Annotated in this window: 22 protein-coding genes and 1 pseudogene; 2 read left to right on the top strand and 21 right to left on the bottom strand. The window is 30.2% G+C overall.

Translation table 11 applies throughout. The features are described 5' to 3' along the window. The 21 genes and pseudogenes from ACWCL1_RS08360 to ACWCL1_RS08260 form a co-directional block, all read right to left on the bottom strand. Positions 1-250 (bottom strand): annotated as a pseudogene (locus tag ACWCL1_RS08360) (DNA-entry nuclease); the annotation flags it as partial. 71 nt (positions 251-321) lie between these two features. Continuing rightward, entirely contained in the window at positions 322-549 is a 228-nt protein-coding gene (locus ACWCL1_RS08355; RefSeq protein WP_454546459.1) for a hypothetical protein, read from the bottom strand. A gap of 5 nt (positions 550-554) precedes the next feature. Continuing rightward, the gene (locus ACWCL1_RS08350) at positions 555-1,130 is read right to left on the bottom strand and encodes a hypothetical protein (protein ID WP_454546458.1); all 576 of its coding nucleotides are present in this window, start codon (positions 1,128-1,130) and stop codon (positions 555-557) included. Continuing rightward, complete coding sequence (locus ACWCL1_RS08345; RefSeq protein WP_454546457.1) at positions 1,131-1,430, bottom strand: hypothetical protein; 300 nt, start codon at positions 1,428-1,430, stop codon at positions 1,131-1,133. Next, a complete protein-coding gene (locus ACWCL1_RS08340) occupies positions 1,427-3,973 on the bottom strand; it encodes an FtsK/SpoIIIE domain-containing protein (RefSeq protein WP_454546456.1) in 2,547 nt (848 codons plus the stop codon). The genes ACWCL1_RS08345 and ACWCL1_RS08340 overlap by 4 nt, the downstream gene beginning before the upstream one ends. Then, a complete protein-coding gene (locus tag ACWCL1_RS08335; protein WP_454546455.1) occupies positions 3,973-4,707 on the bottom strand; it encodes a hypothetical protein in 735 nt (244 codons plus the stop codon). Before ACWCL1_RS08335 ends, ACWCL1_RS08340 begins: the two co-directional genes overlap by 1 nt. Before the next feature lie 14 nt (positions 4,708-4,721). Beyond that, entirely contained in the window at positions 4,722-5,249 is a 528-nt protein-coding gene (locus ACWCL1_RS08330) for a hypothetical protein (protein ID WP_454546454.1), read from the bottom strand. A 69-nt stretch (positions 5,250-5,318) separates the two neighbouring features. Next, positions 5,319-5,612 carry a hypothetical protein gene (locus ACWCL1_RS08325; RefSeq protein WP_454546453.1) on the bottom strand — a complete coding sequence of 98 codons (294 nt, stop codon included), beginning with the start codon at positions 5,610-5,612 and terminating at the stop codon, positions 5,319-5,321. Between the two features lie 27 nt (positions 5,613-5,639). Then, positions 5,640-6,152, bottom strand: coding sequence for a hypothetical protein (locus ACWCL1_RS08320; protein WP_454546452.1), 513 nt, complete (start codon positions 6,150-6,152; stop codon positions 5,640-5,642). Position 6,153: 1 nt separating this feature from the next. After that, a complete protein-coding gene (locus ACWCL1_RS08315) occupies positions 6,154-6,450 on the bottom strand; it encodes an HU family DNA-binding protein (RefSeq protein ID WP_454546451.1) in 297 nt (98 codons plus the stop codon). An 85-nt stretch (positions 6,451-6,535) separates the two neighbouring features. Further along, positions 6,536-7,210 (bottom strand): class A sortase, encoded by a 675-nt coding sequence (locus tag ACWCL1_RS08310; protein WP_454546450.1) that lies wholly within the window; start codon positions 7,208-7,210, stop codon positions 6,536-6,538. Between the two features lie 74 nt (positions 7,211-7,284). Beyond that, a complete protein-coding gene (locus tag ACWCL1_RS08305) occupies positions 7,285-7,566 on the bottom strand; it encodes a hypothetical protein (RefSeq protein ID WP_454546449.1) in 282 nt (93 codons plus the stop codon). Positions 7,567-7,591: 25 nt separating this feature from the next. Next, on the bottom strand, positions 7,592-8,134 hold the full coding sequence (locus tag ACWCL1_RS08300; protein ID WP_454546448.1) for a hypothetical protein: 543 nt from the start codon (positions 8,132-8,134) through the stop codon (positions 7,592-7,594). A gap of 5 nt (positions 8,135-8,139) precedes the next feature. Beyond that, positions 8,140-8,418 (bottom strand): hypothetical protein, encoded by a 279-nt coding sequence (locus ACWCL1_RS08295; RefSeq protein ID WP_454546447.1) that lies wholly within the window; start codon positions 8,416-8,418, stop codon positions 8,140-8,142. A 334-nt stretch (positions 8,419-8,752) separates the two neighbouring features. Continuing rightward, entirely contained in the window at positions 8,753-9,007 is a 255-nt protein-coding gene (locus ACWCL1_RS08290; protein ID WP_454546446.1) for a hypothetical protein, read from the bottom strand. A 139-nt stretch (positions 9,008-9,146) separates the two neighbouring features. After that, complete coding sequence (locus ACWCL1_RS08285) at positions 9,147-9,566, bottom strand: YopX family protein (protein WP_454546445.1); 420 nt, start codon at positions 9,564-9,566, stop codon at positions 9,147-9,149. Positions 9,567-9,746: 180 nt separating this feature from the next. Next, entirely contained in the window at positions 9,747-10,472 is a 726-nt protein-coding gene (gene apf / locus ACWCL1_RS08280; RefSeq protein ID WP_454546444.1) for an aggregation-promoting factor, read from the bottom strand. Positions 10,473-10,708: 236 nt separating this feature from the next. Then, complete coding sequence (locus ACWCL1_RS08275) at positions 10,709-11,242, bottom strand: hypothetical protein (RefSeq protein WP_454546443.1); 534 nt, start codon at positions 11,240-11,242, stop codon at positions 10,709-10,711. 24 nt (positions 11,243-11,266) lie between these two features. Continuing rightward, entirely contained in the window at positions 11,267-11,434 is a 168-nt protein-coding gene (locus tag ACWCL1_RS08270; protein ID WP_454546442.1) for a hypothetical protein, read from the bottom strand. Positions 11,435-11,596: 162 nt separating this feature from the next. After that, positions 11,597-11,893: a hypothetical protein gene (locus ACWCL1_RS08265; RefSeq protein ID WP_454546441.1), complete on the bottom strand. Its 297-nt coding sequence runs from the start codon at positions 11,891-11,893 to the stop codon at positions 11,597-11,599. A gap of 1 nt (position 11,894) precedes the next feature. Beyond that, positions 11,895-12,812: a ParA family protein gene (locus ACWCL1_RS08260; RefSeq protein ID WP_454546440.1), complete on the bottom strand. Its 918-nt coding sequence runs from the start codon at positions 12,810-12,812 to the stop codon at positions 11,895-11,897. Between the two features lie 377 nt (positions 12,813-13,189). On the opposite strand from ACWCL1_RS08260, the gene ACWCL1_RS08255 reads away from it, so the two are divergent. Both ACWCL1_RS08255 and ACWCL1_RS08250 read left to right on the top strand, forming a co-directional pair. Then, the gene (locus tag ACWCL1_RS08255) at positions 13,190-13,426 is read left to right on the top strand and encodes a hypothetical protein (protein ID WP_454546439.1); all 237 of its coding nucleotides are present in this window, start codon (positions 13,190-13,192) and stop codon (positions 13,424-13,426) included. A 20-nt stretch (positions 13,427-13,446) separates the two neighbouring features. Next, on the top strand, positions 13,447-14,631 hold the full coding sequence (locus ACWCL1_RS08250) for an LPXTG cell wall anchor domain-containing protein (protein ID WP_454546438.1): 1,185 nt from the start codon (positions 13,447-13,449) through the stop codon (positions 14,629-14,631). The last annotated feature ends 26 nt before the right edge of the window (positions 14,632-14,657 follow it).

Below are 14,657 nucleotides of genomic sequence, written 5' to 3'. Positions count from 1 at the left end.
TAATAATAAATGCTCCATGTCCATTCCAGCGGATATTACTGCCTAATTGATGACGTACATTATTTGTTAAAACACTCTCTGCTAATTTTTTGGAGATTTGATGGTTTGATGTCTTGGAGGCACTGTATGTTTTTGTTACTGATTCTCGTTTGACATAGGTAGCTCGAGATTGCTTTGAACTAGTGCATCCTACTAGTCCTATTGCTGTTAAAATAGTAATTGCTAAAGTTAGTATTTTATTTTTCTTCATCTTTAAATTTCTCCTTCATATTTCATCGAAAAATAAAAAAGATACTACCTAAAGTATCTTTTTTATTTAGTTTACGCCAACATTTTCTTTAAATATTTATCATCACCATCCAAGAATTGATTAAACGCATCTAAAAATCTAATCTCTTGATTATCAAATGTATCATCTAAATATTTATCTAAACGCTTTGAATTTGCAACAAAATCCGTATTTTGATCGTTTAAATATTTAAGCAAGTCCTTTTTCACTGTTTTTTTAATACTATTTATATCATAGCCAGAGAAATCAATCCCTGCCATTTTTATCACTCCGTTTCTTCAAAAGAAGAATTATAATCTTGTGTATATTGAGAATAATCATTATCTTCTTCATCAAGACTATCATCAGTGGCTTCTGATAAAACTTCATTGTTGAAAACTTGAATTACTGACAATAAATGTTTTAAATTTTTAGTATCCACACGATCAAGTGGCTCTATTGAATTATCTTTTAATTCCAAAGCTAAAATATCCCCATCGGTTTTACTGTGCTTAACAATCTTAAAGCCTAACGTTTCAACGGAATTAAAATCTCTAAATCGAGGGACACCATTTTTCAATTCATAATGAATCTTGACGTGCATATATGAGCGTTCACCACTACGGACACTTAATATTTTTGCAGTTCCAACTAACCCCACAGGCGTATCATTTTCTACCCATTCCCCAAGGATATTATCATAATCTTTATCCATTGCTAATGGCATAATCTGATCATATGCCTCACTTCCTGTTTCTAAAACTTCTTCTTTAAATAATTTTGTGTCTTTATCATAATATGTTACCTTAAACCGATTTGTAATTTTTTTATTAGCTTTTTTTGCAATATCCATTAAACTCATCTAAATCACCTTTCTATTGTTACATTGATTAATTTGTTTGTTCCATTGTCTGTTAAATTTATCTATACCATAATTAGTTAGAAAATATTCTTTAATATTTAAATTTGGATTTTTTAAATAATATTGTTCATATCTACTAATTGCATCCGATAAATTATCCCTGATGAGTTGATTAACTTCATTCTTAATCGAGTGTACATTTTCTTGATACCATTTTTGAGAAATGTTATTTATCGTAAGCCATTTTATTAATGTATTATTTAAATGTGTCCTGAATAGCCATTGAAAATCATCTCTCATAAATCTTTTCCATCCTTTCCTCCTGAAATAGTATAAGCATATTTACCAGTGTGTTTATGATTTTTTGGATTACTATCTTCTGGATTATTTTTTTGAGAAGGCAAAACTGGGGATTTGTAAAATGACATAGGTTTATCTTTTGTTTCATCCCTTTGAACAAATCCTTCCTCCTCCATAACTTCTTCACGCGTTTTGACATAAGTTGCTTGACCAAACTTTTCAGTCAATTTATCATTAAGTTTTTCGCAAGTTTTAGGGCTAAGATAAGGGCTGTTTCCATGTTCAGCATTATTTGCACCGTTCATGATAGAATAAAATTCACCAGGTTGATTGATCTGATTAACTTTAATTCCTGTTTCTGGTAATGCAATTTCAGCCTCAATAGGTTCAGATACCCCTAATGAAACACGCCCTGTAATATTAGCTGCAATTTTCCCTGGGACTAACTCTTTTCTAGCTGATTGATTGGCTAGTAATAATCTAATACCAACACTACGAGCCATCTTAGCTAAATATTCAAATTTATCAACTGTACCTTTCTTTACAGCTTCACTAGCCTTTAAATTATCATCTAATTTAGTAATTGCACTAAATTCATCAACTACTGCTAGAATTTCTGGTAGAGGATCGTCAGAATGTTTTTCGTTATACTCTGATAATTTCGCAACTGCATCTTTTTTGAATAAATCGATCCGTCTACGACACTCAGACTCTAAATGAGATATTAAAGCCCGCGCATATTCTATATCTCCAGATGCATCAGCTGGTGGTGCATATAGATATGGATTAGGATGTTCTCCATCTAATTTCATAAATTCAAATGAGTTACCTTTACCATCAATGTATGCGATACGTAAATGTTTAGGATCAGTTGCACTCATAATTGAATATATAATTGTGAAAATAGTAACCGTTTTACCTGTACCAGTTTTACCAAATAAAATTGCATGAGGATTTTTATCACCCAATTCAAAATAAATCGGTCTCTGCATAGCATCTACGCCTGCCATACCAGATATAATACAAGATACTCCTTTCTTGCGTTCTTTAATCATATTGGTAAATGAAACAGGAATATTTACGCCATTATTCATAGATAATGTTAAAATCCCTGCTTTCATTTGAATGATCGGTTTATCATCAATTCGCAAAATATTTCCAATTTGCATTTCTACTCTGGTTAAATCGCTAGGAATTTTTGGATCTGGTGGCATTGCAAAACTGTAAATTGCATTATTACCACCCACTTTTACATCAAGCATCTGCCCAGTTAGATGAAAACCATTTAAAGCTTTCTTTACATCTTCAGCACGCGCATTGGCAACTTGTAAAGCTTTTTCGCGTGCATCTTTAATATTTAAATGTGTTTTTGGATCTTCAGGAACAGGAATAATAGATAAGTCCAAATTCTGTTGTACTTTATAATCAGCTTTTTCTACGCTATTATCATAGTAATATTTAGTATTTGCAATTTGTATAATACGATCACGTAAACCACGTGGTGTTAAGTGGGTAATGTATTTAATTAAGTTTTTAATATCATTCATAAAAACAGCAAATGCACCCATTCCACCTAATTCTAATCGCGTATGTTGCTCAAACGGATTGTCGAAAATTACTTTGAAAGAACCTAATTCTTCAGCTGGATTATAACTAACAACACTGTCAAAAATAAATCCTTTTTCATTGCTTGAATAATATGGATCAGCTGGGAAATAAACTGAATCTCCACTTAATCTTTCCCCTAATCCTTGTAAAGTTCTTTCAATAGATTTATCTGTTTCAGTTTCTCGACTTTGATGTACTAAAATATGTGCTTTTCTTTGACCGCCAGCTGTTAGCACTCTAACATCAGTTCTTCTGATTGCTACCGCAGTAGCTTTCTTAGTCTGTGTACTTGCTGTACCACCAGCGCCATTTTCAAATTTTTGTCCATTGTCACTGTAACCTTGTACGGCTGCCTCATAACTATCATTTAAGTTTTCACGAATTTTAGCTTTCAAAACCCCTTTTAATAATAGATCTTTTACAGGGGTTTGATGTCCAGTAAAGTATTGAAAACATAAATATGGAAACTTAACGACAACTGGAATAATAATATTTAGTGCGCGTGCAAAATTAACACGCCATTTTAAACCAGCTAGGGCAACTAATGATCCGAAGAAAAAGACTAAAACAAAAGCTTTTAAGTATGGCAAATACCAAGTGGCGATAAAATTAAATATCCAATTTTTCCAATTAATTAAAGTGCTAGCGATAACACCAATGGCTGGTAAATTTTGTAAGAAAAGCATTAGTTGGTGTACCATATTAGCAATCCAGATCCCAATGCTTATTTTTGTAAAAAACCAATTAAGGAACATCAACACACTAACAACAATTGATACATTAAAGATAATGGATATAATTTTTTTGGGGGCATCATCTTCATTAGCTTTGCGATAACGTTCTTGGATAAAATTTATTAATGCCATTAAACAGCCTAATGCAGTGGCATAAGGTAAAGCATAGTAAAATAATATATGTTTAAATACCGAAAACATTAATTTTCCCCTTCCATCAAAGATTTTTTAAATACGTCTTGTCCTTTATCTAAAGTAAATGATTGAATATTATGTTGAGATATTTTAACAATGGATGGAGAGGCAGCTTCTTCTAAAGCCATATCATCAGTGTTAATATATTCTTTCAACTTACTAAGTTGAGTGTTATTAAAAATAGGAATCCACAAATCATTATTCTGCTTAATAACAAATAAATTATTATGATCTCTTTCAGCCTTACGAATTAATTTACGAAATATCAAGGCTGTTTTAGCTTGATGATCATTGGCTAGGTCATTTAATTTTTGCCTTGAATCAGCGCTTAAATTAGGCGTTACCTTAGCCTCTTCCTCCAATTTTTTAGCCTCCAAAACTTTATATTCATGACGTTTCTTATAATAGTGGTAAAGACCTGATAAAGTTAAAAATACATAGGCAATTACTATTGGTATTAAAATATATCCTATAATACCTTTTGGAATGAACTTCCAAACATAGTTTAAAAACGTATTAATAATGTTAAAGACATATGGCATTTTTGTATTTATAACCTTGTAAATAGACAAAACTAATAATGTCCAAATAATATCAATTAAAGTTGTTGTCAATAACGGAGCTAGTCTTTTCCAACCCACATTATTTTGCCAAATATTGTAACCAATTTGAGTTATCGTCACTGTTATTAGTAGCCAAAAAAAACCAAATATAATAAATGTCCACGGAATTGCTATCACTCTATATCACTTCCTTATTTAAGAATAATCTGTAACATTTTCTTTAAATTTCCTTCATTTTCACAAGCATTAACATCCCATTGATGTTTTGAGATATTATAAGATACTTCAAAGACCGAAGGCATTGTTAAATATTCACGATTCAATAATGCCCCCTTAAAATGTTTTTTCATCCATTGAATTTGATTATGATCCATCTTTCCAACATCAAGGACAATTATTTGTTTGCCAGTAAAACGTGCATATTTAATTGCTGGGACAATTTCCTTTTCAACTTTTTGACACTCTGGACATCCTGTTTTGTCTAAAAAAATAGTTACAGATTGGTTCTTTTTATTATTCTTTAGAAATCGGATACTACTATTAATTGAAGAATTAATAGAATCATACGTTTTATTTTCATCCCAGTAATTACGACAAATTGTTAATAAACCAGAACAGATAACAATTATTAATACCGTTATCATTGTCCCTTTAGGACGTTTTTTGATAAATTCATCAAATTTGTCTATAACTTTAATAATTGAATTAATTATTTTCACCTTCTTAAAAAGTATGATGAAATAAAAAAGACAGATAATTTTATATCTGTCTTAGTTAATTTGTGCAGATTACTTCTTTTCTTTTTTATCAGTAATAGCTGTAGATTCACCAGTAATAGCTGTAGGATTAACGCCAACATCTAAACAATCATATAACGCTACTGTTTTTCCACCGCTAGTAATTTGCAAAGTAACTGGACGAATTTTCTTATTATCAATTGCACGTTGCATCTCAATGGCTTTTAATACAGGTGTACCATTTTCACAGTTTGCTTCTTCAAGAAAGCTAGATCCATATTTAATAGCTTCCTCTGCTGTAATTAAGTATTGTCCATCATTAACTTTTTTTATAACTCGTAACATAGTTTAAATTCCTCCATAATTAACATTTTAATTATCAACGCGATAGTAATGATTATTAACTTTAATAACTTTTCTATCTTCTATTTCTCGATCTAGAAGCCATTTAGCATATCCTTCATAATCAAAAAATAAAACATAAGGACGATTATTAATAATACTTGCATCACTATCGGCCAGTTTATTTTCAGCAATGATACCTAAATCACTATCAATTTCTGTAATTTGTTCATTTAATGCAGCTCGAACAAATTCTCCTTCTGATGCACCATATGCTGTAAAAATATTTTGCAAAGATTCTGAAAAACCGATTTCGGCGACTTCATCAACGTATTTTAATGCACAGTTTACAGCGGATAAACCGTCATCATTAAAAAGATTAATCCAATAATCAGGACTGGTATATTTTCCAAACAATTCATCCACATCATCACTTACATCACAATCAATCATTTGGAACTCATCATTATCAGAGAGCAAACCTTGATAACTACTTACTTTACACGTTTCACCTGTTTGTAAGTCTTTTAAGGTAAATATCACATTAATTCCCCCTAAATTTGAATTTAGCTCTGAGCGGTTTTCCTACATGGAAACAAACACGGTTATGTTTAGGTAATACTAATGTTTCTCCTGTGCTTGGATTTCTTCCTTTTCTTTCTTTAGTTGAACTAATTGAGAAAGTACCAAATCCTACCAGTTTTACCTTATTGGTTCGTTCTAAGCCCACTTCAATACTCTCTAAAACAGCATTAATAGCTGATGAGGCTTGACTTTTATTTTTGAATTTTTGCTTTTCAACCAAATACTGAGCCATGTCTCTTTTATTGAATGCTCTCAAAAAATCACCACCTTTTATAATTGTAATTGTTTTACGATTACAATTATAAAATATTTTTATTGATAAAACAACCGCAAATGTTGATTTAATTGTATTTAAAGAGATTTGAGTTAGTTGAATCATATTGATTAGTAGATTGCAATATACCTCTAATAATAATTCTCCTGGTTTCTCCTTCTTGGCCTGATGCACACGTTACTAAAGTGATCAAATGTTGATCAGAATTACTGTCTAGCCATTGTGTTTGATGTTCATCAACCACTGTTTTTGTTTCTATTTTATAGACAAAAACTTGCTTACCATCAGTTAAGTAAATTAATTGTCCCTTTTTTGCATTCTGTAAAGGCCCAAAAAGTAAGTTGTTATCTAACATATGATGTCCAGCCAGTGTATAATTACCTAACATCCCCATTTGTTCATCAGCTCTCATAGTACAAGCTCCTCGAACCATATTACTATTAGACATGCCATAAAAAATTGGTAACTTTAATCCTATATCTGGAATTGCTATTTTACCTATTGAATCGGAAACAGGTTGTGTTGCAGCTTTAGCAACATCTTTTGAACTTACTGCTCCAACCTTAGTAGCATCAAATTGGCCATTTTTAGGTTTCTTTTGATTAATAGGCTGTTCCAAAGCATTTTCCTGCATATGATGGACTATGTATGTTTTAATTTGTTCATTGAATATCAAAGCTAGTCCCAAACATACTAGAAAAATCATAAAAAAACTATATAAGAACTTTTTTATTTTAGACATAACTAAAACCTACTATTCTTTCATTAACCATAAAACACACCTGCTCATCTTCATTTTTATAATCATCCATTTTATTAATTATCCATTTCTTCAATCTCAAATTTATACCCATCTTCTGAAACATATACATTTTCTGATTCCTTTTCAAAATTATTTAAAAATTCAGGATTATCATTGAGACTCATTTCCAGATCATTTACAAACGCCGGTTTTAATAATTCAGAAAATTCTTTACATTCTTTCATAATAATTTCTTGTGATGATTTATAATCAAATTTATATGCTAAATTATCTCTAATTGATTCTTTTACCGCATTTTCAAAACCAATAAGTTTAACTATTTTATATTTTTTCATCTGTTAATCCTCCATTAACTCTACTTTATTTTTCATCAAGCAATCCTTGAACTTGTTTAATTTGTTCTTCTGTGCCACAAAGAAATTGTTTAGTAATTTTTGAATTATGATCTAATATTCCTAGAACTGATAAATCTTTATGTTCTCGGCAAAAATCCGCAATCATTGATAATACTTGCTGTTCAAAAGAGCGATGGTATCGTTTATTCTTTAATAGTCCAAACATAATAGTTTGTTCTTGTTTGTCATACCAAAAACCATAACGGCTTCCTTTATTGCTTTTAGCATAGTAACGAAAGTTATTTCCGTTTAAAAAATCATGCTCAATGTTTGTTAAATCAACATCATCAATTACGTGTGGAATAAGCCATAAAATCTTTCCATTACCGATGTTAAAATGATGTTTAACTTTATCTTGATAACAATCTACGAAGGCTTGCATGGCTTTATTAAATGGATTTAAATCAACCGTATTATTAGCATCCATAATTACTGACGGATTACCGTCTTTCACTAATGCATAATCTCCACTTAAACAACGTTTTACAATTTGATAATTATCGTACATCCTAATCAATCCTTTTCTTCAATAGTAAGTTTAACTCCGGTATTAGATATATATACTCCATTTCCTTCATTTTTAAAATTTTTCTTCAAAATTTCAGGATTTTTATTAAATTCTTCTTGTAATTCATTTTTAAAAATTGGTTCGATAAATTTAATGAACTGCGCTTTTCTATTCTCTAGCATTTTCTTTGAAGAATTGTAATCAAATTCATTAGCTAAATTTTCTAAACAATCGTTGATAACATCATCGTAATTTTCAATTTTTAAAATTTTAATTTTCTTCATTTTATAATCCTCCAGTTTTAAAAAATTAATACCATTTATTTATGGCTAATGACTCAACAGCCTCTGACAACTGCTAAGCCTAGATCCTGACTTATATACCGTGAAGTCTCAAAGTCAAATTGTAAAACCTTGTTCTGAATTAATTATGGAATATGTTTTCCAAATTATATCTACCAACAAATTTAATATTTTTTAGTTGGTAATAACTCAGTAGCCTTTGATAACTACTTAGTTGAAACATTAAACATATAATTACTATATTATTAATTATTTTTACGAATGATTTGTCATCAATTCATTTGAACGTTGAACATATTTTCTTCCGTTTTAATATTTATAAATCTAGTTCTCTTAGTAATTTTTGTCCAGACACATAAAACCGAATTACTGTACTTGATTTTTTAATAAAAGGAGGTAAATCTTTATAATACGCAATATTAAACCTATTCCCTTCAAAACCTAAGAAACGAGCTGGTGCCTTATCTTTATATATTAAAGTTAAATCGGTACAATCGTTAATCACCGATAAATCTTCATTTATTTTCTGCATTTCACTATTCAATGTTTTTACAATTTCATCTTTAGTCATTTTCTTCACTCTCTTTTCAAGAATATTAATTTATATCTACCAACAAATTTAATATTTTTTAGTTGGTAATAACTCAGTAGCCTTTGATAACTACTAAGTTGAAATATTAAAGATAATTACTATATTAATAATTATCTATCTAACTACTAGATTTTAATTTTTTAGGCTTTAGTCGTTGATTTCTCATCTTTATTTTTAATTCTTTAATTTGATGGATATTACCCAAAACCTTTAAATTATATGTAGCTAACTGTGATAAAATAGTTCCATTTTTTATTTTCACAGCAAAAAAATTATCCTTGCGAATAATTTGTCCTTTAAATTTAAAACTATTAAGGGCAATACCCTCAACAATATCCCCCTCATATATGTTTTTACTTTGAATATCTAATAAACCTATGGATTGTTCTACTATGTAATCATCGTTTTTTAAATAATCAAAGAAACACATCCTACACTGCCAAGAATTATCTGGTAGTGTAAGACACTGTTGTACATGATAAATATATCGCTCTTCACGTTTATCCCATGCACGATAATCATTTATTAATGCTACCATTTGATTAAACCTCTAATTTGTTTTTTGAAAAAACATTGATATTACAGTTCTTTCTGTCGAATTTACATTCATTATAAACCACATTTAACAAATTTGTAAATGCTATTAATTAACTATTTTGTTTATTGTGTAAATAAATTGTTATTGGCAATAAAAAAAGCCCCAAAAGGGGCTTTTTAATTAATACCAACCGTTAGCTTGCCAGTGAGCTTGTGCGTTTGTCCAAGAGCCATAACGTTCTTGAACATATTGATCTGCACACTTTTCTTGATTAGCAGGTGAGTAATCACCATTTAAATATGAAGAACTTAATTGATATTTGCCAATGTATTGACCGTTACGTGCATTATAGTTATTACTTGATTCGCGTTGTGCAATCCACGCTTTAGCGGCTGCATCACTACCTGAAACATTACTTGTGTAGTTGTTTGATGTAGTAGCTGTTTGTGGCTTAGATGTTACAGTTTGCGCACGTTGCGTAGTATTACTTGAAACGCTAGATTCTTGAGTTTGTGGCGCTTTAACCTGAGTATTTTCAACTGATGTAGAGCTCGTTGTTTTTACTGGCGTCTTAATAGATGGCTGTGAAGCCTGAGTAGATTGCGAAACTTGAACAACTGGAGCATTAGTTGAATTTACAGATGCAGTAGTTGTTACAACTTGCTGTGTACCATTATCTTTGCCATTAACTTCTAATTGTTGACCAACATAAATTAAATTAGGGTTTGATAGATTATTTGCTCTTTGAATATCACTAATTGTTGTATCATACTTTTTAGCAATTGCTGAAACTGTATCTCCTGCTTGTACTGTGACAGTGTCAGCATTAGCACTAATTGAACCCAACGCTAAAGTTCCTCCTACCACACCTAATGTTGTTAAAAGCATTTGTTGAATTTTTTTCATTGAATAAACCTCCGTATTAATAATATGTATTGTTTATACTACCAACATTGTTTAACAACAACATTATCTCTATATTAAAAACGAATTTGTAATCGTAATATAGTAACAAAAATGAAAAATTTATAGAGCAGAAGTATTATATATTCTCTATTTTCTCATGTAAGGACTTGAAAGTAATAAGTGACTAATCAATAGCTAATTGTAAAAAGTGTTCCATATACTCCACGCTCCTTTCTCTATTTAACCTCCCCAAAGAACAATTTTTCGTAGTGCAAATTACGTAATTTACGATAAGCTCTGTAAATATATGCACCTAAAGGGATAATTAAAAACAACATCATTACCGCTGCAAATGCAGAAATTATACAATTAATGTACATAAAATGAGCAAAGCAATAAGAAACTCCGCAAAATATGATAATCGCAAAACATGCAACCAAAAACGTTCCTATAACAGAGAGATTTATGTACTCTTTAGTCAAGTCCATAGTAATGATATGTTTTTCCTCATTCTTAACACTGACATTTAACTTTAATTTTCTTGAGATAAACACAACATATTCACTTAATTTAATAACATTTCCATTAACATCTTTTGGAAGTTTTACGTTCAGAGATTCAAGATTTACAGATATTTTCTTAACATTTTGACTTTCTTCTCTCTTTTTGATTATGTATTGTAATTTATTTACCAAATCATTTAATAAAGTTAGGTTCTTCTTTTTATTTATTAATTTTCTGCATTCCATTCTTAAATCTTTGCCTCTCATGTGTTATTTACCTCCTTAACATTTTTATTCCTCGAACTCTTGTAATTCATTTTCAAAAATTTGAAGATTTTTCTCAATTATAGCTAATGGTTTCCGTAAACTTGTATTCTCTCCAATAAATTCTTTCATAATTTCTAGATGATTACTAATTTCAACAGCATGTCGTTTAAGTAAAGCTTTATCAGTTATCATAGATTAATCAAACTCCTTCTAGCGTTAATTTAAACTGTAAATTCAATATCTACGTTGTGATCAACTTCTTATTTCCCTGTACAATTTATAACACTTTAGTGATTGTAAAATAATAACTACAAATCCAAAAATAATAGGCAAATCAATGCCCTTTATTTTACATTAAAGATATTTTTTCAATGTCTCATATTTTTTGCGATCTTCCACAGATAAGCCACTGACATACTTATCTACTAACAATTGAATTGCCTCATAATCAAATTTAAATTCTTCCATAGATTTAATTATGTTGAGCTCTTTTTTTAAATCTTTTGGAATTTTAATAGATGCACGAGTATCAGCAGATGATTGCGTATTTTTCTTGATTTTCTCCTCTTTATTACTTTCATTATGCAATTTTGCACTTTGAGTAGCAGGAACTTGTCCTTGCATTCTTCTTTCCAAAAAATTTCTTCCCATTTTAATTATCCTCTCTTTCCATATCTATTAAACGTTCAATCAGTTCATGCGTGATTTTCTTGTATACATCAATAACCTTCTTATCATAAAAATCACTATCAGTAATTCCTTTAATTGGAAATCGTTTAATGCGTGCCATTTGTGGAACTATTGTTTTAAATAAAATATCTTCTCCAAATTCTTCTGCCGCAGATTTCAAAATCAATTTATCAACTGGACTTCTTTTTTCGCTTAAAACTGCTAAAATACCAATAACTTCCACCGGCAAATTATATTGCTCTTTCAATTTAACCAAAGTATTAATGTAACTTTCTGCTCCACTCATAGAATCTTCTTGCGTTTGCAATGAAATTAAAACATAATCGGAACAAACCACTGCGTTTTTGGTAATTTCAATATTCAATGGCGGAACATCAAGTAAAATCACATCGTAGTTTGCTTTTAATGGTTCAAGCAAAGGTTCTATTAAATGAGTTTCTTCATATTCACTATTAGTATTTTTGTATAAATATTTAGTAAAGTTTTCAAAGTCAATATACGAAGGTAATAAATCTAAGTTCTCTTTAATATTAACTGGTAAATCTGTAAAATCTCTCTCTTCAACACCTCTCATAATAGTTTTATCAATTGCATCAACAGTATTTTGATTTTCAGATTTTGTTAGCATTAATGTTTTTGTCGAATTACTTTGCGGATCAAGATCTACAACTAATGTTTTAATACCAAACTTAGCTAATACATAACTAATTAAATATACATTGGTGGTTTTCCCTACTCCCCCCTTCTGATTTCCAATTGTAATAACAGTAGCTTGAGATTTATTTTCAAAAAAAGCTTTTTCTTTAGAAATCAATTTTTGTTCCTCACGATGTTTTTTCATATCAGTTGTCATTTTTTTTACGTTATTTTTATCAGGCATGCTGCCCACCCTTTCTAATATCTATTATCATTATTTCACATTGTCTTAATTTATACAAGTAGAAATGTAGACAAATATACAATTAATAAATGCTTATTTTTTATAAAAAGTAATACGTGAATTTCCACAGAGGTTGAAAGTATGGCTTTTAATAAAAAGCCCCTTCTTTCTGTCTACTACCATTATTCCACATTGTCTTAATTTATACAAGTAGAAATGTAGACAAATATACAATTATTTTTGTATATTTGTCTACATTCAATAAAGTATATTGATTTCTCCTATCATAAAGGGAACAAATTCATTATTTTGTAACTAAATATAAATAACAATGATATAATATATATAAATTAATGAAGAGGGGAGGGGGGAACACAATGTCATTATCATTAATGGCCAATGCTAGCTATGAGAAACGTCAACAACGTATTATGCAAACGAGACGATGGTTTGATGACCGTGAGGCTATAACCGTTGCTTCTGTTAGTCAAAAGACTGGGTATGCTGAGAGCACTGTTATTAAATGGGCTAAGGACGGGAATATTCCATTGTTTCTAAATAATGATGAAACTGTCGTTCCATTAACTGAAGAAAACAAACCCAAATGGTGGTAAAAAATTAGAGGTGATTAAATATGAATAAAACCATTTCACATAGTTTATTAGCAGCAATGAGTTGCGCAGCAGTGCTTGGTACAAGCACTATAATTAATCAAAATATCATCAACGCCAACGATGTGCCAAGTGTTGTATATACACAATCAAAAACAAAAATTACATTTGATCCTAATAATCAATTTGTAAAAAGTGCATTAAATACAACACATAATAATTCTGATATAAAAAAAGTGACGTTGATTACACAAAATAACGACAATCACATTAATAAACGTGACATGTCAAAAGACAGTAAGTCTAAAGTTTATCAAACTACTTTATCTGGGAATCAGAAGGGGACTAAGTATCAATTTATCGTCACATTTAAAGATGGAAAAACATTATCATTGAACAATCCTTTAGTTGAGAATAAAAAAGGACAACCATATTCAGTGATTCCCCCTAAAGAAGCAAATAATCCTACTACAAAATCTAATATTACAATCACAACTCCAGATGGTACACGTATTGATATTAGTGAAACTGAAGAGGGAAAGGTATCAACTGACACTACTAACCAAAGTGATACTAGTTCAGTAGTGGCTTCGGTAGTATCGAGCTCTAAAGTAGATAATCAATCTTCCACAGACAATATGGAAGAAGTACCTGCAAATAGCGAATCTTCATCAAATTCCGAAAATAAGGATTCAAGTATTGTTGTATCAAGTTCGAGTGTAGAATCTTCTTCTAAAGAAAATGGAATGGAGGAAGTGCCTGCAACTAGTGATAAAAGTTCATCTGATGTAAGTCAAAATTCCAGCATATCAGAAAATTCTAAAGATACTGATAAATCTGCTGACAGTGGAGAGGTAGAAGATGTACCTGCTAATGATGCTTCTGATGCTTCTAATGAAGATAATAAACAATCTCAATCTACGTCAACTACTGATAAAAAAGACGTTGATGAAGTGCCAGCAGCTACTAACACTGATAAAGCAACTTCTACTGATGCTTATACATCAAGCAGTAGTAAAAATGGAAATAATTCATCTAGCTCTTTAAATAGCAGTTTAAATAATTCTACTGATGCTTCCTCACAAAATGATAATTCAATGCCACAAACAGGCGAACAAATTGCTAAAGGTTTGAGTGTATTAGGTGTAGCTCTTTTAACTGGCATTGGTATTTTTGCATATCAAAAACGAAAGCATTCTAAAAAATAAGCATTAATTAAGTAAATAAAAAAGAG

This window comes from Ligilactobacillus sp. LYQ135, assembly GCF_053711055.1.
Note: the sequence above shows the minus strand (reverse complement) of the source record. Positions and strands in the feature narration are given on the sequence as shown.

What these genes read in the sequence shown, in the direction of transcription:
- ACWCL1_RS08290 (WP_454546446.1), bottom strand. Translation starts at nt 9,007, where the DNA reads ATGACTAAAGATGAAATTGTAAAAACATTGAATAGTGAAATGCAGAAA.
- ACWCL1_RS08345 (WP_454546457.1), bottom strand. Translation starts at nt 1,430, where the DNA reads ATGAGAGATGATTTTCAATGGCTATTCAGGACACATTTAAATAATACA.
- ACWCL1_RS08340 (WP_454546456.1), bottom strand. Translation starts at nt 3,973, where the DNA reads ATGTTTTCGGTATTTAAACATATATTATTTTACTATGCTTTACCTTAT.
- ACWCL1_RS08350 (WP_454546458.1), bottom strand. Translation starts at nt 1,130, where the DNA reads ATGAGTTTAATGGATATTGCAAAAAAAGCTAATAAAAAAATTACAAAT.
- ACWCL1_RS08255 (WP_454546439.1), top strand. Translation starts at nt 13,190, where the DNA reads ATGTCATTATCATTAATGGCCAATGCTAGCTATGAGAAACGTCAACAA.
- ACWCL1_RS08270 (WP_454546442.1), bottom strand. Translation starts at nt 11,434, where the DNA reads ATGATAACTGATAAAGCTTTACTTAAACGACATGCTGTTGAAATTAGT.
- ACWCL1_RS08300 (WP_454546448.1), bottom strand. Translation starts at nt 8,134, where the DNA reads ATGTACGATAATTATCAAATTGTAAAACGTTGTTTAAGTGGAGATTAT.
- ACWCL1_RS08285 (WP_454546445.1), bottom strand. Translation starts at nt 9,566, where the DNA reads ATGGTAGCATTAATAAATGATTATCGTGCATGGGATAAACGTGAAGAG.
- ACWCL1_RS08250 (WP_454546438.1), top strand. Translation starts at nt 13,447, where the DNA reads ATGAATAAAACCATTTCACATAGTTTATTAGCAGCAATGAGTTGCGCA.
- ACWCL1_RS08305 (WP_454546449.1), bottom strand. Translation starts at nt 7,566, where the DNA reads ATGAAAAAATATAAAATAGTTAAACTTATTGGTTTTGAAAATGCGGTA.
- ACWCL1_RS08265 (WP_454546441.1), bottom strand. Translation starts at nt 11,893, where the DNA reads ATGGGAAGAAATTTTTTGGAAAGAAGAATGCAAGGACAAGTTCCTGCT.
- ACWCL1_RS08260 (WP_454546440.1), bottom strand. Translation starts at nt 12,812, where the DNA reads ATGCCTGATAAAAATAACGTAAAAAAAATGACAACTGATATGAAAAAA.
- ACWCL1_RS08355 (WP_454546459.1), bottom strand. Translation starts at nt 549, where the DNA reads ATGGCAGGGATTGATTTCTCTGGCTATGATATAAATAGTATTAAAAAA.
- ACWCL1_RS08310 (WP_454546450.1), bottom strand. Translation starts at nt 7,210, where the DNA reads ATGTCTAAAATAAAAAAGTTCTTATATAGTTTTTTTATGATTTTTCTA.
- apf (WP_454546444.1), bottom strand. Translation starts at nt 10,472, where the DNA reads ATGAAAAAAATTCAACAAATGCTTTTAACAACATTAGGTGTGGTAGGA.
- ACWCL1_RS08275 (WP_454546443.1), bottom strand. Translation starts at nt 11,242, where the DNA reads ATGAGAGGCAAAGATTTAAGAATGGAATGCAGAAAATTAATAAATAAA.
- ACWCL1_RS08325 (WP_454546453.1), bottom strand. Translation starts at nt 5,612, where the DNA reads ATGTTACGAGTTATAAAAAAAGTTAATGATGGACAATACTTAATTACA.
- ACWCL1_RS08295 (WP_454546447.1), bottom strand. Translation starts at nt 8,418, where the DNA reads ATGAAGAAAATTAAAATTTTAAAAATTGAAAATTACGATGATGTTATC.